Origin of the sequence: Lacinutrix sp. C3R15 (assembly GCF_018860825.1) — a bacterium.
GTDB lineage: Bacteria > Bacteroidota > Bacteroidia > Flavobacteriales > Flavobacteriaceae > Oceanihabitans.
In genome coordinates this window covers 120,716-146,656 of sequence record NZ_JAHKPZ010000030.1, presented here as the reverse complement: position 1 = coordinate 146,656, position 25,941 = coordinate 120,716, and the positions used below count along the sequence as shown (strand labels likewise).

Annotated in this window: 26 protein-coding genes and 2 pseudogenes; 22 read left to right on the top strand and 6 right to left on the bottom strand. The window is 34.2% G+C overall.

Annotated features, from left to right (window positions below):
* Positions 1-2 precede the first annotated feature (2 nt).
* The 3 genes from KO494_RS09365 (at position 3) to KO494_RS09355 (ending at position 2,133) form a co-directional block, all read left to right on the top strand.
* Positions 3-380: a hypothetical protein gene (locus KO494_RS09365; RefSeq protein WP_215967340.1), complete on the top strand. Its 378-nt coding sequence runs from the start codon at positions 3-5 to the stop codon at positions 378-380.
* Between the two features lie 2 nt (positions 381-382).
* On the top strand, positions 383-1,342 hold the full coding sequence (locus tag KO494_RS09360) for a GSCFA domain-containing protein (protein ID WP_215967339.1): 960 nt from the start codon (positions 383-385) through the stop codon (positions 1,340-1,342).
* Between the two features lie 185 nt (positions 1,343-1,527).
* Positions 1,528-2,133, top strand: coding sequence for a DUF4230 domain-containing protein (locus KO494_RS09355; RefSeq protein WP_215967338.1), 606 nt, complete (start codon positions 1,528-1,530; stop codon positions 2,131-2,133).
* A gap of 1 nt (position 2,134) precedes the next feature.
* Here KO494_RS09355 and KO494_RS09350 read toward each other — a convergent pair whose 3' ends face one another.
* Positions 2,135-2,440 (bottom strand): rhodanese-like domain-containing protein, encoded by a 306-nt coding sequence (locus tag KO494_RS09350; protein WP_215967337.1) that lies wholly within the window; start codon positions 2,438-2,440, stop codon positions 2,135-2,137.
* An 88-nt stretch (positions 2,441-2,528) separates the two neighbouring features.
* On the opposite strand from KO494_RS09350, the gene KO494_RS09345 reads away from it, so the two are divergent.
* From KO494_RS09345 to KO494_RS09265, 17 genes are all read left to right on the top strand, one after another.
* Positions 2,529-3,098, top strand: coding sequence for a TetR/AcrR family transcriptional regulator (locus tag KO494_RS09345; RefSeq protein ID WP_215967336.1), 570 nt, complete (start codon positions 2,529-2,531; stop codon positions 3,096-3,098).
* 68 nt (positions 3,099-3,166) lie between these two features.
* Positions 3,167-4,240, top strand: a complete 1,074-nt coding sequence (locus KO494_RS09340) for an FAD-binding oxidoreductase (RefSeq protein ID WP_215967335.1) — start codon at positions 3,167-3,169, stop codon at positions 4,238-4,240.
* A gap of 95 nt (positions 4,241-4,335) precedes the next feature.
* On the top strand, positions 4,336-5,292 hold the full coding sequence (paaA, locus tag KO494_RS09335) for a 1,2-phenylacetyl-CoA epoxidase subunit PaaA (protein WP_215967334.1): 957 nt from the start codon (positions 4,336-4,338) through the stop codon (positions 5,290-5,292).
* A 48-nt stretch (positions 5,293-5,340) separates the two neighbouring features.
* Positions 5,341-5,628 carry a 1,2-phenylacetyl-CoA epoxidase subunit PaaB gene (gene paaB, locus KO494_RS09330; protein WP_215967333.1) on the top strand — a complete coding sequence of 96 codons (288 nt, stop codon included), beginning with the start codon at positions 5,341-5,343 and terminating at the stop codon, positions 5,626-5,628.
* A gap of 144 nt (positions 5,629-5,772) precedes the next feature.
* Positions 5,773-6,528 (top strand): 1,2-phenylacetyl-CoA epoxidase subunit PaaC, encoded by a 756-nt coding sequence (paaC, locus tag KO494_RS09325; RefSeq protein ID WP_215967332.1) that lies wholly within the window; start codon positions 5,773-5,775, stop codon positions 6,526-6,528.
* Between the two features lie 103 nt (positions 6,529-6,631).
* Positions 6,632-7,132 carry a 1,2-phenylacetyl-CoA epoxidase subunit PaaD gene (paaD, locus tag KO494_RS09320; RefSeq protein WP_215967331.1) on the top strand — a complete coding sequence of 167 codons (501 nt, stop codon included), beginning with the start codon at positions 6,632-6,634 and terminating at the stop codon, positions 7,130-7,132.
* Positions 7,133-7,283: 151 nt separating this feature from the next.
* Positions 7,284-8,066, top strand: coding sequence for an enoyl-CoA hydratase-related protein (locus KO494_RS09315; RefSeq protein WP_215967330.1), 783 nt, complete (start codon positions 7,284-7,286; stop codon positions 8,064-8,066).
* 98 nt (positions 8,067-8,164) lie between these two features.
* Positions 8,165-9,337, top strand: coding sequence for a 3-hydroxyacyl-CoA dehydrogenase NAD-binding domain-containing protein (locus tag KO494_RS09310; RefSeq protein ID WP_215967329.1), 1,173 nt, complete (start codon positions 8,165-8,167; stop codon positions 9,335-9,337).
* A gap of 37 nt (positions 9,338-9,374) precedes the next feature.
* A complete protein-coding gene (locus tag KO494_RS09305) occupies positions 9,375-9,758 on the top strand; it encodes a four helix bundle protein (RefSeq protein WP_215967328.1) in 384 nt (127 codons plus the stop codon).
* Positions 9,759-9,771: 13 nt separating this feature from the next.
* Positions 9,772-10,182 carry a PaaI family thioesterase gene (locus KO494_RS09300; RefSeq protein ID WP_215967684.1) on the top strand — a complete coding sequence of 137 codons (411 nt, stop codon included), beginning with the start codon at positions 9,772-9,774 and terminating at the stop codon, positions 10,180-10,182.
* Between the two features lie 20 nt (positions 10,183-10,202).
* Positions 10,203-11,063, top strand: a complete 861-nt coding sequence (locus KO494_RS09295) for a neutral zinc metallopeptidase (protein ID WP_215967327.1) — start codon at positions 10,203-10,205, stop codon at positions 11,061-11,063.
* 129 nt (positions 11,064-11,192) lie between these two features.
* Positions 11,193-12,407 (top strand): 3-oxoadipyl-CoA thiolase, encoded by a 1,215-nt coding sequence (gene pcaF / locus KO494_RS09290; RefSeq protein WP_215967326.1) that lies wholly within the window; start codon positions 11,193-11,195, stop codon positions 12,405-12,407.
* A gap of 162 nt (positions 12,408-12,569) precedes the next feature.
* Entirely contained in the window at positions 12,570-15,107 is a 2,538-nt protein-coding gene (gene paaZ / locus KO494_RS09285; RefSeq protein WP_215967683.1) for a phenylacetic acid degradation bifunctional protein PaaZ, read from the top strand.
* A 94-nt stretch (positions 15,108-15,201) separates the two neighbouring features.
* On the top strand, positions 15,202-15,954 hold the full coding sequence (locus KO494_RS09280) for an enoyl-CoA hydratase/isomerase family protein (protein WP_215967325.1): 753 nt from the start codon (positions 15,202-15,204) through the stop codon (positions 15,952-15,954).
* A gap of 82 nt (positions 15,955-16,036) precedes the next feature.
* Entirely contained in the window at positions 16,037-16,633 is a 597-nt protein-coding gene (locus KO494_RS09275; RefSeq protein ID WP_215967324.1) for a transferase hexapeptide repeat family protein, read from the top strand.
* Between the two features lie 166 nt (positions 16,634-16,799).
* The gene (locus KO494_RS09270) at positions 16,800-18,071 is read left to right on the top strand and encodes a 2-oxo acid dehydrogenase subunit E2 (RefSeq protein WP_252730362.1); all 1,272 of its coding nucleotides are present in this window, start codon (positions 16,800-16,802) and stop codon (positions 18,069-18,071) included.
* Between the two features lie 223 nt (positions 18,072-18,294).
* On the top strand, positions 18,295-20,373 hold the full coding sequence (locus tag KO494_RS09265; RefSeq protein WP_215967322.1) for a thiamine pyrophosphate-dependent enzyme: 2,079 nt from the start codon (positions 18,295-18,297) through the stop codon (positions 20,371-20,373).
* 1 nt (position 20,374) lies between these two features.
* Here the strand turns inward: KO494_RS09265 and KO494_RS09260 are convergent, their stop codons facing one another.
* From KO494_RS09260 to KO494_RS15995, 4 genes and pseudogenes are all read right to left on the bottom strand, one after another.
* On the bottom strand, positions 20,375-21,070 hold the full coding sequence (locus KO494_RS09260; protein ID WP_215967321.1) for a HesA/MoeB/ThiF family protein: 696 nt from the start codon (positions 21,068-21,070) through the stop codon (positions 20,375-20,377).
* Positions 21,070-23,655, bottom strand: a complete 2,586-nt coding sequence (locus KO494_RS09255; RefSeq protein WP_215967320.1) for a DUF4132 domain-containing protein — start codon at positions 23,653-23,655, stop codon at positions 21,070-21,072. The genes KO494_RS09260 and KO494_RS09255 overlap by 1 nt, the downstream gene beginning before the upstream one ends.
* 12 nt (positions 23,656-23,667) lie before the next feature.
* Positions 23,668-24,051, bottom strand: a complete 384-nt coding sequence (locus tag KO494_RS09250) for a hypothetical protein (RefSeq protein WP_215967319.1) — start codon at positions 24,049-24,051, stop codon at positions 23,668-23,670.
* A gap of 92 nt (positions 24,052-24,143) precedes the next feature.
* Positions 24,144-24,247: pseudogene (locus KO494_RS15995) on the bottom strand (cold-shock protein); the annotation flags it as partial.
* A gap of 302 nt (positions 24,248-24,549) precedes the next feature.
* Here KO494_RS15995 and KO494_RS09245 point away from each other — a divergent pair.
* Positions 24,550-24,843: pseudogene (locus tag KO494_RS09245) on the top strand (transketolase C-terminal domain-containing protein); the annotation flags it as partial.
* Positions 24,844-25,003: 160 nt separating this feature from the next.
* A complete protein-coding gene (locus KO494_RS09240; RefSeq protein WP_215967318.1) occupies positions 25,004-25,351 on the top strand; it encodes a hypothetical protein in 348 nt (115 codons plus the stop codon).
* A gap of 54 nt (positions 25,352-25,405) precedes the next feature.
* Here KO494_RS09240 and KO494_RS09235 read toward each other — a convergent pair whose 3' ends face one another.
* Positions 25,406-25,939: a DUF4136 domain-containing protein gene (locus KO494_RS09235; RefSeq protein ID WP_215967317.1), complete on the bottom strand. Its 534-nt coding sequence runs from the start codon at positions 25,937-25,939 to the stop codon at positions 25,406-25,408.
* Between the last annotated feature and the right edge of the window lie 2 nt (positions 25,940-25,941).

Below are 25,941 nucleotides of genomic sequence, written 5' to 3'. Positions count from 1 at the left end.
TAATGAAAAGGTATGTATTGGTGTTTTTTATGATTATGTTAATGTCTGCCATACATGCGCAGACATTACCAATATTAAAACCAAAAAGTACTGGTGAAAATACTTCCATGCTTTGTCATTATGTAGATGAAAACGGAAAAGAACATTGGGTTAAGACTGTTAAAAGTCTTAACAAGAAACAAATAAGTAAGATACAGCAACAACTTCTTTTTTTAGACTATAGTGTAATTAAAACAGGAGTTTTAGATGTGCAAACCAAACGCGAATTAGCTTTGTTTAATAAAGATAATGCTTTAGGAAACTATCCTTATGTCTTACCAGATACCCAATCTGTATTAAAAGCAAAATATAAAGAAAAGAAAAAAGCTGTTAAAAAGTAATATTGAAACTACAAACGCAAATACCACTAAAGCAAGAACAGCATAATCTTATAGATTATAATGCAAAACTCTTGCTTTTAGGTTCTTGTTTTTCAGAAAATATAGGAAAAAAATTCACTTATTTTAAGTTTCAATCTTTAGTAAATCCTTTTGGTATTTTATTTCATCCACAAGCTATGGAAACCGTAGTTGAAAATGCTATAGATTTAAAAGAGTACACAGATAAAGATGTCTTCTTTCATAATGAGCAGTGGCATTGTTTTGATGTACATTCTAAATTAAGTAATGCTTCTAAAACAAAGTTGCTAGAAGATTTAAATACTACAATACAAACTACCAATAAACAACTAGCAAAGGCAACACATATTATCATTACCTTAGGTACTGCTTGGGTTTATAAATATATTGAAACCAATACTATTGTTGCTAACTGCCATAAAGTACCACAAAAATCGTTTACAAAACAATTGCTTACTGTAGATGAAATTTTAGTTTCTTTAAAAAATATAGTTTCTAAAATTAATCAAGTAAACGCTAATACTTCTGTAATTTTTACTGTTTCTCCTGTAAGACATATTAAAGATGGTTTTATAGAAAACACATTAAGTAAATCGCATTTAATTACCGCAATTCATCAATTATTGTCACTTCAAGAGCAATCTTTAAATGTAACATATTTTCCAAGTTATGAAATTATGCTAGATGAACTTAGAGATTATCGCTTTTATAAGGAAGATATGTTGCATCCTAATAAGTTAGCAGTAAGTTATATATGGAATAAATTTCAGCAAGTCTGGATTTCTAATGAAGCTAAAAAGACAATGCAAGAGATTGACACGATACAAAAAGGGTTGTTGCATAAGCCATTTAATCCAAAAGCTAAAGCACATCTTCAATTTTTAGATACACTAGAGCAAAAAATACAAAGCATTAAAGCTAAACATGGCTTTGTAAGCTTTTGATTACAAACAAGATGAGTATTTACATGTGGTCTTTTTAATTTTCGTTTAGTCGAAAAAGTAGTACAAATTGATTTATATGTACTATATTTATAATGCTATTAATCAGTTATTTGTTAAACATCAGCCACAAACTTATTCATTATAAGTATTTGTTGTTGATGTTTTTTTATGTGTATTTTTGAAATATGCGAAAAATTATTCTAGGTATTGTTATAGCACTTGTAGTGTTTGTAGCCTTCAAATATTACAATGAGCAAAAAGAAGACAAAATTGTACTTCAAGAAAGTTCTTTATTAATTCAAGAACAAATAAAAAACGTAGGGAAACTTGTAGTAACCGAAGGCCATTTTAGTGAAGTCTTTAATTATAACAACTCTAAAGAAATTTTCGGGCAATACTTCACATCAGATAAAAAAGCGCTTGTAGTTGTTAATGCAGACGTCACTATCGCTTATGATTTAAGTAAAATAGAATTTAAAGTAGACCAAGCAACCAAAACACTTACCATTTTAAGTATTCCTGAAGCTGAAATTAAATTAAGTCCAGATCTTGAGTATTATGATGTACAAGCAGATTATTTTAATCCCTTTCAAGCAAAAGATTATAATGATATTAAACACACAATAAAGAAGTCTTTAATGAAAAAATTAGAAGCTTCAGGTCTTAAAGAAAATGCAAAAAACAGATTAATAAGTGAGCTGTCTAAGTTTTATATCCTGACTAATTCTTTAGGTTGGACTTTAAAATACAACGAAACTCCTATTAATAATCCAGAGAAATTTAAGTTTTAATCTATAATTTTTTACTTAAACTTAACCAACCTCCACCATTTATAGCTTCAATACCTTGTGCTTTTAAAATACTAGCCGCACTACCAGAACGCATACCACTTGCACAACAAGTAATTACTGGTTTGTTTAGTTTTTTTATCTCTTTTATTTTACTGTTAATTATTTGTAACGGAATATTTTTTGAACCCGGAATAGCACCTTGACTATATTCTCCTGTTGTTCTTACGTCTATTATAATAGCATTCCTAGATTGAAAATCTTTAATTTTATCTTTTTTATTTCCAAATAACGTGTCTAATAACCCCATAATTTTATTTTTACACAAATTTCAAGCAATTATTTCAAAAGATAAGTAACAATAGTTACAACATATTTTTTTTATCTTCCATACCTATATGAAAACAGAAACAAGAAAAGAAGAAATAATTAAAACGGCTGCAACCCTTTTTAAAGAAAAAGGATATAGTGCTGTAACCATGCGTGATTTAGCTACAGCAATGGGGATGAAAGCTGCAAGTCTATATAATCACATAAGTTCAAAACAAGAAATTTTAAAAGAAATTATTATTTCATTAGCAGAGGAATTTACAGAAGGCATTGAAGTAATCTATAATTCTAATAGCAATAGTTTGGATAAATTAAGTCAAATTATTGCGCTTCACGTAAAAATTACAACCAATAATACTTCAGGTATGGCTTCCTTAAATAATGATTGGATGCATTTAGAAGATCAATTAGCCTATTATTTAAAATTAAGAAATAACTACGAAGCTATTTTTTTAAGCATTATTAAAGAAGGAATTTCAGCTTCAGAAATCAAGAATCTTAATCCAGAAACCATTATGTTTTCTATGCTTTCCACATTACGTTCCTTATTTCTTTGGATACCAAAAAAGGAAGCACTTAACGCAAACGATTTAGCAAATAATCTTAGTGCTATCCTAATTCAAGGAATTAACAAATAATTTATAAATTATTTCTTAACTTTGTGCAACAAACTAACAAGTGTTAGTTTAGTGTTTTAAAAATACATATGGCACAATTTTATACCCTTAAAATAAAAGATATTTACAAGGAAACCGAAGACACCTCAGTGATAACCTTCCATATTCCTGAAGAGTTACATGACGCATTTAAATTCCGTCAAGGACAACATTTAACACTAAAAGCAGATATTAATGGCGAAGATGTTCGTCGTTCCTATTCCCTTTGTTCTAGTCCTATAGATAACCAATGGCAAGTAGCAGTAAAGCTAATTCCTGGAGGTAAGTTTTCAACCTATGTAAACCAAAGTTTAAAAACAGGAGATGTGCTAGAAGTTATGGCTCCAAGTGGTAATTTTGGAGTTTCAACACAACCTGAAGCTTCTAAAAACTACTTGTTTTTTGCTGCAGGAAGTGGCGTTACGCCAGTTTTATCTATGATTAAAACACATTTAAAAGCAGAGCCTAATGCAACTTGTAAGCTATTTTATGTAAATAAAACCGCAAAATCCATTATCTTTAAAGAAGAGCTAGAACAATTACGTAACACCTTTTTTGGTCGCCTAGAAATTTATTATTTCTTAACCAAAGAACGAAGAGATATCGAGTTGTTTAACGGAAGATTCGACGACGAGAAAATGCAAATACTCACAAAAACTTTTATCGATATTCCAGATACAAGTGAAGTGTTTTTATGCGGACCAGAAAAAATGGTAAACTATGTTAGTGACTATCTCATAAAGGCAGGATTGCCAAAAGAATTAGTGCATTTTGAACTTTTTGTAACCGGACTCTCAGAAGAAGATATTAAAAGAGCAGAACGATTAGCACAGCAAAATGTAGAAGGAACAGAAGTGGTTATTGTAGATGGCGGAAAAGAATTCACCTTCACCATGACCAAAGCCTACGATAATATTCTCGATGCCGCCTTAGGCGCAGGAGCAGACCTGCCATTTGCATGCAAAGGAGGCGTTTGTAGTACCTGCAAATGCCAAGTCAAAGAAGGAAGCGTTGAAATGAAAATAAATTATGCATTAGATGATAAAGAAGTATCACAAAACCTGGTGCTAAGCTGTCAAGCAGTACCAACATCAGAGAAAGTCGTGGTCGATTTCGACGTCTAAAACCCCTTTATAAAAAGGAATATCATTAATTAGTCATTTCTGCGTAGGCAGGAATCCACTATAAACTAATAACTATTCACTAACAACTATAAATTATGAGTGAAGAACAAGTAAAAAATCTAGAAAAGCAATTCGAGGAACGTATTGCACGCGACGAGAAAATTGAACCTAAAGATTGGATGCCAGAAAAATATCGTAAAACGCATATTAGGCAAATGTCGCAACACGCACATTCCGAAATTGTAGGGATGCTTCCAGAAGGCAATTGGATTACACGCGCACCTTCCTTACGTCGAAAAGTTGCCTTATTGGCAAAAGTACAAGACGAAGCAGGACACGGTTTATATTTGTATTCTGCCTGCGAAACCTTAGGTGTTTCTCGCGAAGAACTTTATGAGCAACTGCACTCCGGAAAAGCTAAATACTCCTCTATATTTAATTACCCAACCATTACTTGGGCAGATATGGGAGCCATAGGTTGGTTGGTAGATGGAGCAGCTATTATCAATCAAGTGCCATTGTGTAATACTTCTTATGGACCATATGCAAGAGCCATGGTTCGCGTATGTAAAGAAGAAAGTTTTCACCAACGCCAAGGCTATGAAATCATGATGAAATTGGCTAATGGTACACCAGAACAAAAAGAAATGGCACAAGATGCATTAAACCGTTGGTGGTGGCCAAGTTTAATGATGTTAGGTCCTACAGATGCAGAATCTATTCATACCGAACAATCTATGAAATGGAAATTAAAACGTAAGTCTAATGATGATTTACGTCAGCAATTCATAGACCAAACCGTTCCACAAGCAGATTTAATAGGTTTAACTATTCCTGATCCCGATTTAAAATGGAACGAAGAACGTGGTAGTTATGATTTTGGAGAAATTGATTGGGACGAGTTTTGGCAAGTAGTAAAAGGCCATGGACCAATGAATAAAGAACGCATGAAAGCCAGAGTTGATGCTTGGGAAGAAGGTCAATGGGTTCGTGATGCAGCAATGGCTTATGCCGAAAAGAAACAAGAAAGAAAAGAAAAACAAGCAATTTAATTATCCTGCAAGGTTTTCAAAACCTTGTAGGTATTAGCTATAAATATTATGTCAACAAAAAATTGGCCCTTATGGGAAGTCTTCGTAAGAAGTAAAAACGGATTAGAACATCGTCACTGCGGAAGTTTACATGCAGCAGATGAAGAAATGGCATTAGAAAACGCACGTGATGTCTACACAAGACGTAGTGAAGGCGTTAGTATTTGGGTAGTAGAATCTAAACACATCACAGCATCCAATCCAGAACATAATGGCGAACTATTTGAGCCTGCTCAAGATAAAGTCTATCGTCATCCTACATTTTACGATTTACCAGACGAAGTAAAACATATGTGACGCTTGCGTCATCCCGAACTTGTTTCGGGATCTCATTATTGAAAGTAAATTATAAATTAAAATCCAATGTCGCTCTGAGCTTGTCGAAGAGTCTCTATTATTAAATGATTCCCGTTTTTACGGGAACGATAAATAAATTTATCGATGAAAAACGAAACCCTATACAAATACATACTAGGCATCGCAGATAACAGTTTAATCCTCGGTCAAAGACTAGGAGAACTCACAGGTCATGGCCCAAGTCTTGAAACCGATATTGCCTGCACCAATATGTCATTAGATTTATTTGGACAAGTACGTAGCTATTTTCAATACGCAGCAAAAATTGCTGGAGATGATAGAACCGAAGATACTATTGCAATGCTTCGTAAAGAAAGAGACTATGTCAATGTTTTATTGGTAGAACAACCTAATAGAAATTTTGCCTATACCATGGCACGTCAGTTTTTATTTGATGTCTATCACCTGCTTTTTTTACAAGAATTACAGAAAAGTAAGGACTTAACATTGGCTGCAATAGCCAATAAATCTATAAAAGAAGTGCGTTATCATTTGCGTTTTTCTTCCGATTGGGTTAAACGTTTGGGAGATGGAACAACAGAAAGTCATCAAAAAATGCAGGACGCTATGGATGGTTTATGGACCTATACAGATGAGCTTTTTCACCAAACCGAAGCAGATAAAGCTATGGTGCATGAAGGAATCGGAGTAGATGTTACAGCGCTAAAAGAAACCTATTATAAAAAGGTTAACGAAATTTTAAGCGAAGCAACTTTAGAAATTCCAGAATCTAAATATTTTCAAAAAGGAGGAAAACAAGGCATTCATACAGAATACATGGGGTATTTATTAGCAGAACTGCAATACATGCAACGTGCTTATCCTAATATGGAATGGTAACAAATTCCTGAGAAGCCAGATAAACCTTTGGGTTCAGCGAAGCTAATCTTATAAATTAAAACAAAATGTCATTCAGAGCAAAGCGAAGAATCTCATAATAAACATGACAACAATAGAACAAAATATAGATACAATACTAATTCCAATTCTGGAAAAAGTTTCTGATCCAGAAATTCCAGTATTGTCTATTATGGATATGGGAGTTGTTCGTAAAGCTGTCATAGAAAACAATATAGTAAAGGTGCAAATAACACCAACCTATAGTGGCTGCCCAGCAATGGATGTTATTGGTGACGATATTAAAGCAGCCTTAAAAGCCGCAGGTTATAATTCTGAAATCGAATTAATTCTTGCGCCAGCTTGGACCACCGATTGGATAACGCCAAGAGGTAGAAAAGCACTAGAAGATTATGGTATTGCAGCACCTTTAAACGCAGAAGCAGATAAAAGTGTGTTGTTAGAAGGAAAAAAAATGGTGAAGTGTCCGCAATGCGGTTCCACAAATACCAGATTAGTAAGTCAGTTTGGTTCTACAGCATGCAAAGCACAATTTCAGTGTGACGACTGCCAGGAACCTTTTGATTATTTTAAATGTTTAAAATAAAATGGCATTCAGAGCATAGCAAAGAATCTCATGAAATAAAAGATAACATCAGTTCGAGTGAAATTGCTTTTTTACAATTTTTATCGAAGACCAAAAATAATAATGTTTTGTCATTCCTGCGAAGGCAGGAATCCACAATAAAAGAAAAAACATGAGCAAAAGCATACAATTAATAATAGAAAACCAAATAGCAACCATCACGCTAAACAGACCAGAGGTCTTTAATAGTTTTAATCGTGAAATGGCATTTTTACTTCACGATATTTTAGATGCTTGTGAAGCAAATCATGAAGTTAGAGCCATTGTGCTTACAGGAAACGGAAAAGCATTTTGTGCAGGTCAAGATTTAAAAGAAGTGACAGATCCTGAATTAAATCCTGGATTTAAAAAAATACTAGAAGAACATTATAATCCCATTATTACTAGAATTAGAGCCATTAAAAAGCCAATTATTGCAGCAGTAAATGGTGTCGCAGCTGGAGCAGGAGCAAACATCGCTTTAGCTTGTGATATTGTTGTTGCACATGAAAAAGTGAGCTTTATTCAAGCATTTAGTTTAATAGGCTTAGTTCCAGATAGTGCAGGTACATTCTTTTTACCAAGACTTATTGGTTTTCAAAAAGCATTAGCTCTAGCGATGTTAGGTGATAAAATTTCAGCAGAAGAAGCAGAAAAAATGGGCATGATTTATAAAATGATTCCTTTAGAAAGCTTTGAAGATGAGGTAAACAAGCTAGCTTTAAAATTAGCAAACATGCCAACAAAAGCATTAGGGTTGATTAAAGAATTATTCAACAAATCCATGACTAACGATTTAGATGCACAACTGGCTTTAGAGTCTAAGTTACAAATAGAAGCTGCCCAAAGTAAGGATTATGCAGAAGGTGTTGCAGCATTTATAGAAAAAAGAAAACCAGAATTCATAGGCAATTAAAAATTGACTTTGTCCCGAATTAGTTTCGGGATCTTATAAAAAATGAATCAGTTTTGTCATTCCTGCGTAGGCAGGAATCCACAATAAAAGTAAAAAACATGAATATAGGAATTATAGGTTCTGGAACCATGGGAAGCGGTATCGCACAAGTTGCTGCAACTTCTGGTTGTAAAGTAAAATTATACGATACCAATCAAGCGGCTTTAGATAAAGCTAAAGCGGCTTTAGAGAAAATTTTAAATCGTTTAATTGAAAAAGAACGCATAAATGCTGCTGAAAAAAATAGAATTCAAGACAATATCACTTACGTTAATCATCTAAAAGATTTAGCCGATTCCAATTTAACGATTGAAGCTATTATTGAAAATCTTGACATCAAGAAAAAAGTGTTTTCAGAATTAGAAAGCTATGTGGCTGATGATTGTATTATCGCCTCAAACACATCCAGTTTATCCATAGCATCCATTGCGGCATCGCTGAATAAACCAGAGCGCTGTGTAGGGATTCACTTTTTTAATCCAGCGCCCTTAATGCAATTGGTAGAGGTTATTCCTGCCATTCAAACGTCAAAAGAAGTCCTTGAAATAACCATACAAACGATTAAAGATTGGAAGAAAGTCGTTGCAGTAGCTAAAGACACACCAGGCTTTATAGTCAATCGAGTGGCAAGACCTTTTTACGGTGAAGCGTTAAGAATATATGAAGAAGGTCTAGCTGATTTTGCAACCATAGACCACAGTTTAAAATCTTTAGGAGGTTTCCGAATGGGACCATTCGAGCTGATGGATTTCATAGGTAACGACGTGAATTACACGGTAACCGAAACGGTGTTTACCGCGTTCTATTTCGATCCAAGATATAAGCCATCATTTACACAAAAGCGTTTTGCAGAAGCCGGTTATTTAGGTCGAAAATCAGGAAAAGGCTATTATGATTATGATGAAAATGGAAGAAAAATAGAGCGAACACCTATCTCGTCGAGCGCAGTCGAGACGTCTATTTCAGAAACCATTTTCAACCGCGTGTTAGTCATGCTTATCAATGAAGCAGCAGATGCCTTATTTTTAAACATCGCATCCGCTGAAGATATAGATAATGCCATGACCAAAGGAGTGAACTACCCAAAAGGCTTACTAGCTTGGGCAGATGAAAAAGGTATCGATTGGTGTGTATCTAAATTAGACGAATTATATAAAGAGTACCATGAAGATAGATACCGTTGCAGTCCGTTATTACGAAAATTAAACAGAGAGGATAGAACGTTTTTTTAATTAAAGAGGAATTAGGGATTAGGAAATAGGCATTAGTATGAAAAGTAATTACCATTTTAAATTTGAGGATTTAATAGTATATCAAAAAGCTATGAATTTTGGTGAAGTGGTAGATGAACAAGTAAAACAATTTTCTAATCACGAATTATATGCTTTGTCTTCGCAATTTAGAAGAGCAGCAGATTCTATTGCTTTAAACCTTGCAGAAGGATATCCTGGTTCTGATGCTCAATTTGTTAAACATATTAATCATACTATTCATAGTGCTAATGAATGTGTAAGCTGTAGTACTAAAGCTAAAAGAAGAAAGTATGTTAGTTTTGAACAGAATGAAAATAATAGAAAATTAATTTCTGAATTAACTAAAATGATGTCATCATTAAGAAATAAAATTATTGAACGAAATAAGACTAATCCCTAATACCAAATTCCTAATGCCTTTAACCGGAGAACAAATCCCACATAAAATGCTATCCCAAGACGCCTACAGTACTTGGCTAGGCATCGAAATTCTAGAATGCGAAATCGGTCGCTGTAAAGTCGGAATGACCATTAGAAAAGAAATGCTAAATAGTATGGGTAAAGCCCATGGTGGTATAAGTTATTCCTTAGCAGATACAGCTTTCGGATTTGCAGCAAACACGCATGGTAAATATGCCGTATCCATAGAAACAAGCATTAATCATATTGAAGCATTAAATGAAGGGGATTATATTGTAGCAGAATCGGTGATTGAAAGCGTTAAAAACAGATTAGGTTTCAATATTGTTGAAGTTAAACGTGGAGACGAATTAGTAGCTCTTTTTAAAGGCGTCGTGTATCGCACACAAAAAGATTGGGAATAAAAAAACTAAAATATTAAAAGATGAAATGGAAAGGTAGAAGACAAAGTGGCAACCTAGAAGACCAGAGAGGTATGGGAAGCAAAGGTAAATTAGCTGCAGGAGGTGGTGTTATTGCCGTAGTTGTGATTTTGTTGCAACTCTTTGGTGGTGAAACAGGCCAACAAATAGCACCAATTATAGAACAGGTTGCCAATAGTCAAACCACACAACAGGTACAAGAACGAGAGTTAACAAGCGAAGAAGTTGAAATGGGTGAATTTATGGCAACCGTTTTAGCAGATACCGAAGATGTGTGGAACACTATTTTTACAGAAAACAACTTAGGAAACTACAAAGAACCAAAAATGGTGTTATTTACAGATACAGTGAATACAGCATGCGGAAGTGCCACTTCAGCTTCAGGTCCTTTTTATTGTCCAGGTGACCAAAAATTATATATGGATTTGGAGTTTTTCGATGAGTTAAAAACAAGATTCGGAGCGAAAGGAGGCGATTTTGCAATCGCTTACGTTACTGCGCATGAAGTAGGACATCATATCCAAACCATTCTTGGCATATCTAACAAAGTAAGACAATTACAAAGTCAAACCAACCAAACAGGAGCCAATAAATTATCGGTAGCACAAGAGTTGCAAGCTGATTTTTACGCAGGCGTTTGGGCACACCATAATAAAGAATATTTACAAGCGGGAGATATAGAAGAAGCACTAAGTGCAGCCAATGCTGTTGGTGATGACGCTATTCAAAAACGAATGAGTGGAAGCGTCAATTCCGATAGTTTTACCCATGGCACATCTGAGCAACGTATGGAGTGGTTCATGAAAGGCTATAATACAGGTGATATTAGAAATGGAGATACGTTTTCTGCACTTTTAAATTAACCAATTCCTGCTAAAAAAAGACAATCTATTGTTTATAACAATTTGTCATTCCTGCGTAGGCAGGAATCCACAATAAGAGTAAAATATTAATTTGAAATAGAAAATTCAATTTCAATATCAATTTCAAAAATGAAACAAGCATACATAATAGACGGCATTAGAACACCAATAGGAAACTACAAAGGCACATTATCTGCAGTGAGAACAGATGATTTAGGAGCATTAGTGATTCAAGAAATTGTAAAACGAAACCCAAACATCCCAAAGGAAGCTTACGATGATGTGATAATGGGTTGCGCTAACCAGGCAGGAGAAGACAATCGTAATGTTGCACGAATGGCAGCATTACTAGCAGGATTACCATTTACAGTTCCTGGTGAAACGGTTAACCGACTTTGTAGTTCAGGATTGTCAGCAATTATCCACGCAAATCGTGCCATAAAAACAGGCGATGGAGATGTTTTTATTTCTGGAGGCGTAGAAAACATGACACGTGGACCATACGTTATGGCAAAACCATCATCCGCATTTGGAGGTGATTCTAAAATGTATGATTCTACTTTCGGATGGCGATTTGTAAACCCGAAAATGCACGAAATGTATGGAACAGACGGCATGGGAATGACCGCCGAAAACCTAGTAGAAAAGTATAATATCTCTCGCGAAGACCAAGATAAATTTGCACTTTGGAGTCAGCAAAAGGCAACCAAAGCACAAGAAAACGGACGTTTAGCAAAAGAAATTGTAACAGTTGAAATTCCGCAACGTAAAAAAGACCCCATTCAATTTTCAAAAGATGAGTTTATAAAACCAAGCTCTTCCTTAGAAGTTTTAGGAAAACTAAGAGCAGCCTTTAAAAAAGAAGGCGGAAGCGTAACCGCAGGAAATTCTTCAGGATTAAACGATGGCGCAGCAGCAACCATCATAGCAAGTGAAGATGCAGTAAAAAAATACAACTTAAAACCATTAGCAAGAATTGTAAGTTCTGCAGTGGTAGGCGTAGAACCACGAATTATGGGCATTGGTCCTGTGCAAGCGTCTAACAAAGCATTAGCAAAAGCAGGATTAACTATGGGTGATATCGATATCATTGAGCTTAACGAAGCCTTTGCAGCACAAGCCTTGGCATGCATTCGCGCTTGGGGACTTGCAGATAACGACCCAAGAATCAATCCAAATGGAGGCGCCATTGCTATTGGTCATCCACTTGGCGTTACAGGAGCAAGAGTAGCGTATTCTGCGGCTTTAGAATTGCAGGAGCAGAATAAGAAATATGCGTTGATTACGATGTGTATAGGAGTTGGTCAAGGTTACGCAGCAATAATTGAAAATGTGAATGTGTAATATAGTTTGGGCGTTACCACAAGGGTCGCGCTTTCGGCAGTCGCTCTCTGCGAGGAGCTTCAACAAAGCCTCAATCGCTAACGCATCTGTCAGCAAAGATTAGTGATTAATTAAAGTTTTGTCATTCCTGCGAAGGCAGGAATCCACTATAAAGTAAAAATGATGAAAAAAATAGAACACTACGTTCAAGGAAATTGGACAACAGGAAAAGAAGAAGGAACACCAATTCTAGATGCAGTAACAGGCGAAGCATTTACGAGCATCGCAACTGAAGGTTTAGACATTCCTGAAATATTAAATTATGGAAGAACAAAAGGAGGCGAAGTACTTCGTAAAATGACCTTTCAAGAGCGTGGAAACATGCTTAAAAAACTAGCTTTATACCTTACTAAAAGAAAAGATGCTTTTTACGATTTAAGTTACAGAACAGGAGCAACTAAAGTAGATAGTTGGATAGATATTGAAGGTGGTTTTGGTAACCTGTTTGCAAACGCGTCGTTACGAAAATTGTTTCCTAATCAACCCTATCACGTAGAAGGCGATGCTATCGATTTATCTCGTGGTGGACGCTTTATGGCACATCATATTATGGTGCCAAAAAAAGGCGTTGCTGTGCATATTAATGCTTTTAATTTCCCGGTTTGGGGAATGTTAGAAAAATGTGCGGTAAACTGGATGGCAGGAGTTCCTGCTGTGGTGTTACCAGCACCTTCATCATCCTATTTAGCAGAAGCAGTTGCAAGAACCATTATAGATTCTGGAATTTTACCAGAAGGTGCTTTACAAATCATTAACGGAACGGTTAAAACCATTTTAGATACGGTTGAATCTCAAGATGTAGTAACCTTTACAGGTTCTGCACAAACCGGACGCTTATTAAAAGCGCACCCAAGATTGATTCAAGAATCTGTACCGTTTACTATGGAAGCCGATTCTTTAAATGCATCTATTTTAGGAGAAGATGCTGTTCCTGGAACACCAGAATTCGACTTGTTTATTAAAGAAATTAGAAAAGAAATGACCGTTAAAGCAGGTCAAAAATGTACTGCGATTAGACGCATCATCGTTCCGGAAAAATTAGTTGATGATGTACAAACAGCATTAGCAAAACAACTTGATAAAGTAACTATTGGTGATCCAAGATTAAAAGAGGTGAGAATGGGTTCTTTAGTCAGTCATCAACAAGTGCAAGCAGTTCGAGATTCAGTAAACGATTTGTCAAAAGAAGCACAAATTGTGTATGGTAATTTAGACGAAATTAATACCATTGGAGCAGATGCCAAAAAAGGCGCATTTATTAGTCCAATTGTATTAAGAGCAGACAATCCATTTCAAAATACAGTCATTCATGAGCGTGAAGCCTTTGGGCCAGTAAGTACCATTATGCCTTATAAAAACTTAGATGAAGCCATTACTTTGGCGCAAATGGGTAAAGGTTCTCTAGTGTCTTCTATTGCAACTAACAACGATAAAATTGCCAAAGACTATGTTATCAATGCAGCAAGTCATCATGGTAGAATTTTAGTCTTAAATAGAGAAAGCGCCAAGCAAAGTACGGGGCATGGTTCACCATTACCATATTTAGTGCATGGTGGTCCAGGACGTGCTGGTGGAGGTGAAGAAATGGGTGGCATGCGTGGTATTAAACATTATTTACAACGTACAGCCATTCAAGGTTCGCCAACAACCATTACCGAAATTACAGGAATATATCAGCAAAATGCAAAATACAAGGAAGCAGAACAGCATCCGTTTCAATACCATTGGGAAGATATTCAACCAGGAATGTCGTTAAAAACCCATAAGCGTACTATTACAGATAATGATATTCAGAATTTTGCCAATTTAACTTGGGATCATTTTTATGCACATACCGATATTACGTCTTTAGATGGAAGCATTTTCGAAAAGAGAACAGCGCATGGTTATTTTATAATTTCAGCAGCAGCAGGATTATTTGTGTATCCAAACAAAGGACCTGTAGCAGCAAATTATGGTTTAGATAGTATTCGTTTTTTAAGACCTTTATATCATAATGATACTATTTATGTACGTTTAACTTGTAAAGAAAAAGTAGATAGAGATGTCGCTTCCGCAGAACACCCAAGTGGTATTGTAAAATGGCATGTTGAGGTGTTTGATGCTAATTTTGAAAACCGTCCAGAAAGTCAGAAAACAGAAAAAGATAGTCCGTTAGTAGCTGTAGCCACCATTTTAACGATGGTTGAAAAAAAGCAAGAAACCTTTATTGAGATGACTTCGGAAAAAATAAACGAATGTCTTTCAAATTTAAAAGCAGATGCTAAACCAAAATGGGGAATTATGACACCTCAACACATGATTGAGCATTTAGAATATACCTATAAAATTGCTTCAGGTGACATTCAAGATTTTGAAATTGCTACACCAGAAAAGATTTTAGAGAAGGTACATCATAGTTTGTATAATTATAGAAAGTTTCCAAAAAACAGTCAGTTTCCACAGTTAGAAAAGGATACATTAGGCGATTTAGTACATTCTGATTTAGAAACAGCAATCGAAAAGTTTAAAGAGCAAAGAGAAAAGTATATTGAATATTATAAAGAAAATCCAGATGTTAAATTGAAGAATTTAGTCTTCGGTGAATTAAATAAATACGAAGCGTATCTTTTAGAAAGAAAACACTTGAATCATCATTTTGAACAGTTCGGATTAATATAGTTTGTCATTCCTGCGTAGGCAGGAATCCAGTAAAGTAGAATAATTTAAAAATAGATTCCTGCCTTCGCAGGAATGACATTAAAATAAAAAAAATATGAGTGAACCTTATGTTAAACTAGAAATAATAAATCAAGTAGGATATATAGAATTTTTCCATCCTGCACACAACTCACTACCAGGAGATGTATTAGCAAAACTTGCAAATACAATTACTGAAGCAGGAGCACATGATGACATAAAAGTAATTGTATTAAAAAGTGGCGGAGACAGAACCTTTTGTGCTGGAGCAAGTTTTAATGAATTAATAAATATTAACGACGAAGCAACAGGAAAAGTATTCTTTTCAGGTTTCGCAAACGTAATCAACGCGATGCGTAAATGTCCAAAATTTATTATTGGTCGTGTGCAAGGAAAAACCGTTGGTGGTGGCGTAGGATTAGCCGCAGCAACCGATTATTGTATGGCAACCAAGTTTGCAGCAATTAAGTTAAGTGAGCTTAATATTGGTATTGGACCATTTGTTGTAGGACCAGCTATTGAACGTAAAATGGGATTAAGCGCCATGTCGCAAATTGCCATTGATGCCAATACGTTTTATACACCAGAATTCGCTAAACAAAAAGGGTTGTTTACACAGGTTTATGAAACTACTCAAGAATTAGATGCCGCTGTAAAAGCAACAGCAGAACATTTATGTACCTACAACCCTGAAGCTATGCTTGAAATGAAAAAAGTATTCTGGCAAGGTACCGATCATTGGGATGTGCTTTTAGCAGAGCGCGCAGCAACAAGTGGTAAACTTGTGCTTTCAGAATTTACAAAAGAGAAATTGAAAACATACAAATAAAAGTTGTCATTCTTAGCAAGTCGAAGAATCTCATTAAAAGATTGCTATGTTCTTCGTCTTCACAATGACCTAATTAATTATTATGATATATTCATTTAATGGTTTTATTCCAGTCGTTCACAAATCCAGTTTTGTGCATCCCTTAGCTGCAGTAACAGGAAATGTCATTATTGGCAAAAACTGCTACATTGGTCCAGGAGCAGCCATTCGTGGAGATTGGGGACAAATCATTTTAGAAGATGGAGTCAATGTGCAAGAAAACTGTACCATACACATGTTTCCAGGCAAGTCTATCACGCTTAAAGAAAGCGCTCACGTAGGTCATGGCGCTATTATTCATGGCGCTAATTTGGGTAAAAATTGCTTAATAGGAATGAATACCGTAATTATGGATGATGCCGAAATTGGTGACGAATGCATCATTGGAGCCATGTCGTTTGTAAAAGCAGAAACTAAAATTCCGTACCGAAGTTTAGTGGTTGGTAACCCAGCAAAAGTGATTAAGCAAGTAAGTGATGAAATGATAGCCTGGAAAACCAAAGGCACACAATTATATCAGCAACTACCTGCAGATTGTCATAAAAGTTTAAAAGCAGTGGAGCCTTTAAGAGAAGTACCAAAAAATATGAAAACGCAAGAAGAGACCTATAAAACGTTAAGAGATACCTTTAAGAAATAGTTGGGCGTTACCACAAGGGTCGCGCTTTACACTATATCTTTTTTAAGAAAAATAAAAAAGGATGCCGTTTCAATCGCTAACGCAAATTGCGGTAAAAATAAAGAAAGAACAAACTAACAAACGCTAGTTAATAAAGATGTCGAAATTTGAATTAAAAATGCCCAAAATGGGCGAAAGCATAACAGAAGGAACCATTATCAATTGGTTGATAAATGAAGGAGATACCTTTGATGAAGGAGATATTATTCTAGAAGTAGCAACCGATAAAGTAGATAACGAAGTACCAGCACCAGCTTCTGGAACTTTAAATAAAATACTGTTTCAAACAAAAGACGTTGTTCCTGTTGGTGAAGTTATAGCGGTTTTAGAAGTCTCGCAAGAGGTGAAATCTTCAAACAAGAAAAAAGTGATTCCGAGTGATAGCGAAAAATCTCAGAACAAGAAAAAAGAAGTAAAAAGACCAAAAACTCCTCAGAATTCTTCAATAGAAAAATTCAGTATTTCAAACGCAAACACTTTCTTTTCACCTTTAATTATAAAAATAGCCAAAGAACACCACATTAGTTTTGAAGAGCTCGCACGTATTCCTGCAACAGGACACGAAGGCAGATTACGCAAAAGCGATGTGTTTCAATATATAGAAGATGGTAGACCATACAAATTTGCACAACCAATTGCTGAGAAAGATCCAACAGCGTATCGTATACCACAATTACAATTCGATAAAGGCAAAGGAAAAGTTATAGAAATGGATAGAATGCGCCAAATGATTGCCGATCATATGGTATATTCTAAACATACATCACCTCACGTAACCGCTTATGTGGAAGCAGATATGACGAGTATGGTAAATTGGCGTAATGCAAACAAAGTCGCTTTTCAAGAAAAATATGGAGAACGTTTAACCTTTACACCATTATTTGTAGAAGCTGTAGCTAAAGCAGTGAAAGATTTTCCGAATATTAATGCTTCTGTAGATGGCAATACAATTATTGTAAAAGAAGATATAAACATTGGTATGGCAACAGCATTACCTAGCGGAAACTTAATTGTTCCTGTAGTAAAAAATGCAGACACCAAAGATTTAAAAACCATAGCAAGCGAGGTAAATGTTTTAGCAGGCAAGGCAAGAGGAAATCAATTAGCAGGAGACGATATTAAAGGTAGTACGTTCACTATTTCTAATGTAGGAACTTTTGGAAGCGTGATGGGAACACCAATAATAAACCAACCCGAAGTTGCTATTCTTGCTTTAGGAATTATTAAAAAAAGACCAGAAGTAATCACCACAGAAAAAGGAGATGAAATTGCTATTCGTAGTATGATGTACTTATCTCTTTCTTTTGATCATCGCGTTGTAGATGGATTTTTAGGAGGAAGCTTCGTACGTCGTGTAGCAGACTATTTTGAACAGTTTGATACCAATAGAACAATATAGCAAATTCCTGTGTAGGCAGGAACCTTATTTGTAAAACAGAAAATAAAAAGTAAAAGACTACATATCACAAATGATGTTTAGGGAAAGCATAAAAAAATGCGCTGTCATTCCTGCGAAGGCAGGAATCCATAACAATCAAATAATTAAAATAGATTCCTGCTTTTTCAGGAATGATAAAAAAAATAGCCGTTTTCGCGGGCATAGGTACTGAAATAAATTCAGCATGAATATGAAAAAAGACATACTAAAAAAAGGGTTTTTAAAACTCTGTACAGCCAAAGCAATGGCAGAATTATACGAAGCTAATTTTAAACAAGTTTCAAAATATGTGCATGCAACATCTCGTGGTCATGAAGCAATTCAGATTGCTTTAGGTTTACAGTTATTACCACAAGATTATGCATTTCCGTATTATAGAGATGATGCTATGTTATTATCTTTTGGTTTAGAGCCTTATGATCTCATGTTGCAATTACTAGCAAAAAAAGACGATCCATTTTCAGGAGGTAGAACCTATTATTCACATCCCAGTTTAAAGGATGTTGATAAACCTAAAATACCACACCAATCTTCCGCAACAGGAATGCAAACTATTCCTGCTACAGGAGTTGCTATGGGAATGCAGTATATAGAATTACAAGAAATTAGCAATACTAATGTCATTCAAAACGATAGACAAGAATCTCTAAAACCAATAACAGTTTGTAGTTTAGGAGACGCTTCAGTAACCGAAGGTGAAATAGCAGAAGCTTTCCAGATGGCAGCTTTAAAGCAAATGCCAATTTTGTATTTGGTACAAGATAATGGTTGGGATATTAGTGCAAATGCTGCAGAAACAAGAGCACAAAGCGCCTTTGAATATGCAAAAGGCTTTAAAGGCTTAGAAGCGGTTTCTATAGATGGCGCCAATTTTATAGAAAGTTATGAAGCACTAGAAAAGGTTATAGAAACCATTCGTAAAGAACGAAGACCTTTTTTAGTACATGCCAAAGTTCCGTTGTTAAACCACCATACTTCTGGTGTTAGAATGGAATGGTATCGTGATGATTTAGAAGAAGCACGTTCTCGAGATCCCTATCCTGTTTTAAAACAACAATTACAAGTTCATGGATTTACGGAAGCTGAAATTAAAGCAATAGAAAATTCCGCGAAAGCGAAAGTACAATCTGACTTTGAAAAAGCTTTACAAGCCGAAGACCCAAAACCTGAAGATTTATTTACTAATGATTTTGTGCCAACACCAATTACCGAGGAACAAGGAACACGTGCTCCAGAAGGTGCCGAAAAAGTAGTGATGGTAGATTGCGCTTTGTTTGCCGTTGAAGAACTGATGAAAAAGCATAAAGAATGTTTGCTTTACGGTCAAGATGTTGGTGGTAGACTTGGTGGTGTTTTTAGAGAAGCAGCAACCTTAGCGCAAAAGTTTGGAGACGACCGCGTTTTTAACACACCAATACAGGAGGCGTTTATAGTAGGTTCAACAGTTGGAATGAGTGCAGTAGGATTAAAACCCATTGTTGAGGTGCAGTTTGCCGATTATATTTGGCCAGGATTAAATCAATTATTTACAGAAGTGAGTAGAAGTTGTTATTTAAGTAATGGGAAATGGCCAGTTTCTATGATTTTACGTGTACCAATTGGTGCATATGGAAGTGGAGGACCTTACCATTCTTCTTCGGTAGAATCTGTGATTACTAATATTCGAGGTATTAAAATTGCCTACCCAAGTAATGGGGCCGATTTAAAAGGATTAATGAAAGCTGCTTATTATGACCCAAACCCTGTAGTGATTTTAGAACATAAAGGCTTGTATTGGTCTAAAGTACCAGGAACATTAACAGCAACTTCTGTAGAGCCAAGTGAAGATTATGTGTTGCCTTTAGGAAAAGCATGGGTGTTACAAGAAATTTGGAAGCAAGAAAATGTAGAAACAATAACGATTGTTACTTACGGAATGGGAGTACATTGGGCATACAATGCCTCAGGAGAATTAGGAATGCGTGATCAAATTGAAATTATTGATTTACGTACCTTGTTTCCTTTAGATGAAGACTCGATTATGAAGTCTGTAAAGAAAACAGGAAAATGTTTGGTAGTCACTGAAGAGCCTTCAAATAATAGTTTTGCAAGAGCATTATCAGGGAAAATTCAGGAAGAATGTTTTAAATATTTAGATGCTCCAGTTATGACTATTGGTAGTGAAAATATGCCTGCTATACCTTTAAATTCTATTTTAGAAGAAACCATGATTCCTTCCACAGAAAAAGTGATACGTAAAATTAATATGTTGTTAGATTATTGATTTATTCTAAATTTAGAATTCTACTTTTATTTGAAATTGTATTAATGCATAACAGTTTATTGTTTAGGACATTATTTTTGTTACAAATAATTTTATAACATTCTATAACTTGAAAATTCGCAACGGTTTGAACTACAAAAGGGAGTACTCCAGAGGCTTCGCAGTTTTCAACTTTTAATAACGAGTTCATATTTGGGAATATATGGTGAAAGGGTTTACTGTTTTTATAATTGAAAACACCAACTTGTCCTTCATACCCTTGTACTCCACCAAAAATCATAGGTTTGTTAATAGATTTACAAGTTTTACTAATAGCATAACGTGCCATATAATTGTCGGTACAGTCAACAATAATATCTGTTTTTTCTAAGAAGTTAACGCCGTTCTTAACTGTTATGTAATCTTGAATACATGTGATATCTAGATTATCAAAAATCGCTGTTAAAGCATCTTTAGCAGTTTTAACTTTTGATGCTCCTATGTTAGACTTTGTAAATAGAATTTGTCGCGCTATGTTAGACTGTTCTATGTTGTCATTATCAACTAATATTAATTTGTTGATTCCTAATCGGGTTAATCCCGTAGCAACAGAACAGCCTAATCCACCAAGTCCTATAATAGCAATTCTAGAATTTTTTAGCTGATGCATTTTTTCTTTGCCTATACATTTTTCATGTACTTCAAAAAATGAGGTCATTAGTTTCTAGTAATTTGGCTTAATATTGTTGGGTCAGTTATTTTGGTGTCTTCAGCTAAAAGGAAAGCCTTGCTTAAAACAATAGATAAACCTTTATCACCTTCAAAAGGAATAAATAACTTCTCAGTTGATTTGTTAGGTGACCTAGAAGGTACAATACATAAATATTGATCGTTAGGTTCCATCAAAATATTTCCACTACCAATATGTATCTTGTAGGTTCTAATTGTTCCTTGAACTATTAAAAATTTACCATCTATAGTCGTTTTATCTTTAATTTTATTTAGCCTTGGAAGTAATCTTTCTAGAATAGATTTTCGTGTTTTTGCAATTTCTGTTAAATCACCGAAAGAATAGGAGGTCCAATAATCTCTATGCATTTGCCTATCTCCATTATTATCTTGCCATTCTGGGTCATTACCAACACTGCATACACCAACAAACAAATCTACATCGCGCATGATTTCTGAAAAAACAATTTTTGGAACATCAATTAAATTCATGATATGGCCATCGGCATTTTTAAACTTTACTTGATCTGTTGCAACATATAGCCAAATGCCAGCATCGTTAAAAGCATCGTGGTCATTTAGTTCATCAATCCAATATTCTGCGGTAATTTGGTGTTCAGGTAAATATTTAGAACACAATTCGTCATCACGCCCATCATCATAAGCTCCCATTAATGAATATTTCCAACCACGAAGTCCTGCGAGTGCATTAAATTGGTGTTGTTTTAAAATATGAGCAGCCATTCTGTTAGAATAGGTTTGCGTATTAATTTCGGCGTCTGTTAAAATATAAAGCTCCCGAAAAGCTTGCTTAATAGGTTGTTTTAATTCTAAGGCTATAATTTTGTCTCGCCAATCAACAATTTCTTTTTCAGTAGCAAATACAGGGTGCCATAGTTGAACGGTACACTTATCATCAACCCAATCTATAATTTCACCATGAGCATTTTGCCATGTATTATCTATCCATAAAACAGAGATAGATTGCGTTTCATTTTGAAAAGTCCAAATAAGTTTTGTTGCAATAGGGGTAACTAAACCATGGTTTAAATAGTATTTTTTAAAAGAAGGAAAATCCCAACTTCGATTTAGTATAAATTGATTGTCAATTCTTTGTTTTTGAGCTGAATATACTTTTTGGATTTCTTTGACTTCCTTACGTATATCTTTAAGTTGATTGGTTAGTTTTGTAGAGTTTTTAACGGTTGATGGTACAGATTTTATGCTATTACCATCGGGTTTTATCCATTGTTGGTTGATCTTACTTTCTGCAATAAATATATTGAGACTATAATCTTCAAATGAAACGGATTTAACACCATTTTCTAATTGAAAATCAGGCACAGCCATTTCTTTAAGTTCTTCAACCGAAACGTTATATTTTTTTGCGCCTTCTACAAGATACTTGTCAATGCTTTTTTTAACGTTATTTTGTTTTAGTTTTAATTTTATTCTTGATAAAGCACCCAATCCATCTTTTCCTCTCATGTTGCCCATAACATATATGCATGCGTTACCAATTGCTGCTGCTGCAGGACCAACTCCAGGCATTTTTGTATAAGATTTTTCAAGGAGTTTACTCAATATCTGTAAAGTTTCTTTATCTGAAAACGGTGACATAGTCCAAACAATTCCTTTTATAAATTGTTTACTTGGGTCACACAAATATGAATATTGTTTATACTCTCTTACTTCATTTGAATAGGTGTAAGTCTCTGTTTTTTCTGAAATAGGATGACTTATAGCAATAGAAAGAATCTCTTGAGCAATTTTTCTATACTTATTTTTTCCAATAGCGTTTATTAGTTTTTCTGTTTGTGTTTGAAACTTTTTAGAAGGTTTAGAGCTTGTAGCATCATATGTTAAGTATAATAATTGATGAAGTTCATTTACATTTTTGTCCTTTATTTTAACAATTGAGTTTACTTCGTCTCCAATATCATTTGTTTTTAAAACAAAGGGAACAAATTCACCATCGGTTTGAATTATTTTACTCAGTTTAGAAACTGATTTCTTTAAATCACTTCCCCAATAACTATTATTAGTATCGATTAAGGTATTCCATTCTAACATGCTTTTTATAAATGTAGATAATTCATCAGATAGGCCTACTTTTTTAATGGTACGCTCAATTTGTTGAATAGCATAATTTACAGGGAAATCATTTAATGAGAAACCATAGGAGTCTCTATTTAAAGTTTTAATTTTTTCATTGACTAATTCAAATAAACTTATCCATTCTTTCTCCGTATAGTCAAGATTTCTGCGCATTAACCCATTTAATATTGCAAATGCAGTTAAGCGATACCTGTAGATATTATTGTCTCTCTTTTTTATTAATTTTTGTTGGTTTTCAAATTCTTTGTTGAGAATTTCTTCAATGTAATTGACACTATCTATGATATATTGTTTTTGGTAGGTCTTAGATTCTTTTTTTAAATTCTCATATTCGGAATTTCCAGAAATATCATTAGAACTGTAAACATAATTTAATGAAGAATTAATTTTTGTAATAATATCATCAATATATTTGAATTTTGATGAAGTTGTTTTTTTCTTGAAAATATTAAACATTTCTATGATGATTTACCCACCAACTAATGGTGTTAATTTAATGAATGATACGGTTGTAGACTTATCGACAAGTACTTTTTGATTTATATTTTCCACTTGCTGATCATCAACAAGTAAAATAAAACCATTAGTTTTAAAAGCGTCTAAAGCAATGTATAATTGCTTTTCTACATCTATAGACTTACTTTTTTTGTTATTGAGTCTAGACTCTAATTGATCTGGTATAACTAGACCTTTTTTATAGGATTCTACATTGTTATTATACCGCGAAATCTCCAATTCTATTCGAGCCTTAATAACCTCAGAAACGGTAATATATTCTTCATTGAATTTCAGTGTTATTTCATTTAATATATCACCAGCAGCACTTTCATCTTGAATTGTTATTGTGTTCATAAAAAGGAAATTTATTTAAGAGGTTAAGTTATTAAAATTATAATGGAGGTCTGTCTTTTTTAGGTTAAATTTTAAAAGATAGGTTGTTGTACTTATACATTAACTACGTTTAATCCCTTTTTTCTTCTACTAAATCGAGTTCAATAGTATCGTTTTCTCTAATCTCATCGACTAAACCCGAAATATGTACAAAATGCATTTGAATATGTGTAAGGGTCTTATAGATTGAAAGCCATTTCTATTGATGGAGCCAACTTTAGGGAAGTTATAAAGCAATCGAAAAAGTTATAAAAACTCTTCAAGAAGAATGATGGTCGATTTTAGTTCATGCCAAAGTTTTTTACAATAAATCTTCATATATCTAGTGTATGAATGAAATGGTATTGTGATGATTTGGATGAAGCACACTCTCATGACCTTTGTCTTGTTATAAAACAATAATTTTGTTAGGTACAGGATTTTCTATGGAAGAAGTAAAGACTGTTATATTTTCTGCCTATGCAGATGATGGATTTACGTACCTTGTTTCCTTTAGATGAAGACACGATTATGAAATCTGTAAAGAAAACAGGAAAATGTTTGGTAGTCACTGAAGAGCCTTCAAATAATAGTTTTGCAAGAGCATTATCAGGGAAAATTCAGGAAGAATGTTTTAAATATTTAGATGCTCCAGTTATGACTATTGGTAGTGAAAATATGCCTGCTATACCTTTAAATTCTATTTTAGAAGAAACCATGATTCCTTCCACAGAAAAAGTGAAAGATAAGATATTAAAGTTAATAGGTTATTAGGTAGTTGTTTAAGAGCGGTGTGGTGCAGGTTAAAGCTACTGTTTTTGTTGGTTGTAAGGGGGTGAAATTAAGTTAAAATGAAAGTGTAAAAAAAATGAAATTTAAAAAATAATTGTATATTGTATCATTAAAATTTTTTAATCATTATAAAATAATTAACATGAAAAAGTATATTACACTTTTAAGCTTAATAGCTATCTTTTTTGTTGGTATGCAACAGGCACAAGCACAAGACTCTAGAGTAGTAGAGGCTGAGTTTCCTGAAGCAATTGCTAAAAAACAATTACATGAATTACACCAAACAGTTGCTCTTACAGGAGAACAGCAAACTGAAGCGTACAAGGTGTTAGTTGATTTACAACAAAATTATAAAGGTTTAAAAGATAATACCAATGTTACAGAAGTACAGAGAGCAAAAGCTGCTTTATTAGAAAGAGCTAGTATGAAATTGAAAAGTATTTTAAATGCAGAACAATATGATGCATATTTAGCTTCTCTAAAAAAATAAATACAGTTACATCTATAAAAAAACCACTCTAATTAGAGTGGTTTTTTTTTACAATTAATTTTCTACACCTGGAGGATATTTCTCCATGATTTTAGTAACAAATTCTTTAATTCGCTCTTCTTTTTTATTTTGAGATAGGTAGCCTGTGCCTTGTCCTTGCCATACCAGTTCTTTTTTGTTAGCGTCAATTAAATCTATATAAAGAATTCCTTCTGTAGAGGTAGATACTGTATTGTAACTATTCCAGTACCAAGGACTCCATCCCCAACCATAACCGTAAGGGCCAAAACCATTATTATATACATTTACTTTTTCTCTAGATTTAGTGAAAATACTAACCAGTAAATCTGGGTTTTCAGATTTTGTAAATCCTTTAGCTATTAACTCTGCTTCAATAGCACGTAAAATTCTACGCTTATCTAAGTCGTTAATTTCAGCTTTATCAATTCCGGTTTTATAAAAAGCAAAGGTTTTAAAATCATTAAAATTTGCTTGTTTGTCATAATCTGATGCAACTCTTACAGAGCTACATGAAGTAGTTACTACTAATAAGAGTAGTACAGATGTGATAGTGAATAGGTTTTTCATAA

Coding starts and splice junctions, on each gene's coding strand:
- KO494_RS09300 (WP_215967684.1), top strand. CDS start 9,772: ATGCCTTTAACCGGAGAACAAATCCCACATAAAATGCTATCCCAAGAC.
- KO494_RS09255 (WP_215967320.1), bottom strand. CDS start 23,655: ATGTTTAATATTTTCAAGAAAAAAACAACTTCATCAAAATTCAAATAT.
- KO494_RS09275 (WP_215967324.1), top strand. CDS start 16,037: ATGATATATTCATTTAATGGTTTTATTCCAGTCGTTCACAAATCCAGT.
- paaZ (WP_215967683.1), top strand. CDS start 12,570: ATGAAAAAAATAGAACACTACGTTCAAGGAAATTGGACAACAGGAAAA.
- KO494_RS09305 (WP_215967328.1), top strand. CDS start 9,375: ATGAAAAGTAATTACCATTTTAAATTTGAGGATTTAATAGTATATCAA.
- KO494_RS09270 (WP_252730362.1), top strand. CDS start 16,800: ATGGGCGAAAGCATAACAGAAGGAACCATTATCAATTGGTTGATAAAT.
- KO494_RS09355 (WP_215967338.1), top strand. CDS start 1,528: ATGCGAAAAATTATTCTAGGTATTGTTATAGCACTTGTAGTGTTTGTA.
- KO494_RS09240 (WP_215967318.1), top strand. CDS start 25,004: ATGAAAAAGTATATTACACTTTTAAGCTTAATAGCTATCTTTTTTGTT.
- paaD (WP_215967331.1), top strand. CDS start 6,632: ATGACAACAATAGAACAAAATATAGATACAATACTAATTCCAATTCTG.
- KO494_RS09295 (WP_215967327.1), top strand. CDS start 10,203: ATGAAATGGAAAGGTAGAAGACAAAGTGGCAACCTAGAAGACCAGAGA.
- KO494_RS09280 (WP_215967325.1), top strand. CDS start 15,202: ATGAGTGAACCTTATGTTAAACTAGAAATAATAAATCAAGTAGGATAT.
- KO494_RS09345 (WP_215967336.1), top strand. CDS start 2,529: ATGAAAACAGAAACAAGAAAAGAAGAAATAATTAAAACGGCTGCAACC.
- paaA (WP_215967334.1), top strand. CDS start 4,336: ATGAGTGAAGAACAAGTAAAAAATCTAGAAAAGCAATTCGAGGAACGT.
- KO494_RS09250 (WP_215967319.1), bottom strand. CDS start 24,051: ATGAACACAATAACAATTCAAGATGAAAGTGCTGCTGGTGATATATTA.
- KO494_RS09235 (WP_215967317.1), bottom strand. CDS start 25,939: ATGAAAAACCTATTCACTATCACATCTGTACTACTCTTATTAGTAGTA.
- KO494_RS09350 (WP_215967337.1), bottom strand. CDS start 2,440: ATGGGGTTATTAGACACGTTATTTGGAAATAAAAAAGATAAAATTAAA.
- paaB (WP_215967333.1), top strand. CDS start 5,341: ATGTCAACAAAAAATTGGCCCTTATGGGAAGTCTTCGTAAGAAGTAAA.
- paaC (WP_215967332.1), top strand. CDS start 5,773: ATGAAAAACGAAACCCTATACAAATACATACTAGGCATCGCAGATAAC.
- KO494_RS09365 (WP_215967340.1), top strand. CDS start 3: ATGAAAAGGTATGTATTGGTGTTTTTTATGATTATGTTAATGTCTGCC.
- KO494_RS09315 (WP_215967330.1), top strand. CDS start 7,284: ATGAGCAAAAGCATACAATTAATAATAGAAAACCAAATAGCAACCATC.
- KO494_RS09340 (WP_215967335.1), top strand. CDS start 3,167: ATGGCACAATTTTATACCCTTAAAATAAAAGATATTTACAAGGAAACC.
- KO494_RS09265 (WP_215967322.1), top strand. CDS start 18,295: ATGAATATGAAAAAAGACATACTAAAAAAAGGGTTTTTAAAACTCTGT.
- KO494_RS09310 (WP_215967329.1), top strand. CDS start 8,165: ATGAATATAGGAATTATAGGTTCTGGAACCATGGGAAGCGGTATCGCA.
- KO494_RS09260 (WP_215967321.1), bottom strand. CDS start 21,070: ATGACCTCATTTTTTGAAGTACATGAAAAATGTATAGGCAAAGAAAAA.
- pcaF (WP_215967326.1), top strand. CDS start 11,193: ATGAAACAAGCATACATAATAGACGGCATTAGAACACCAATAGGAAAC.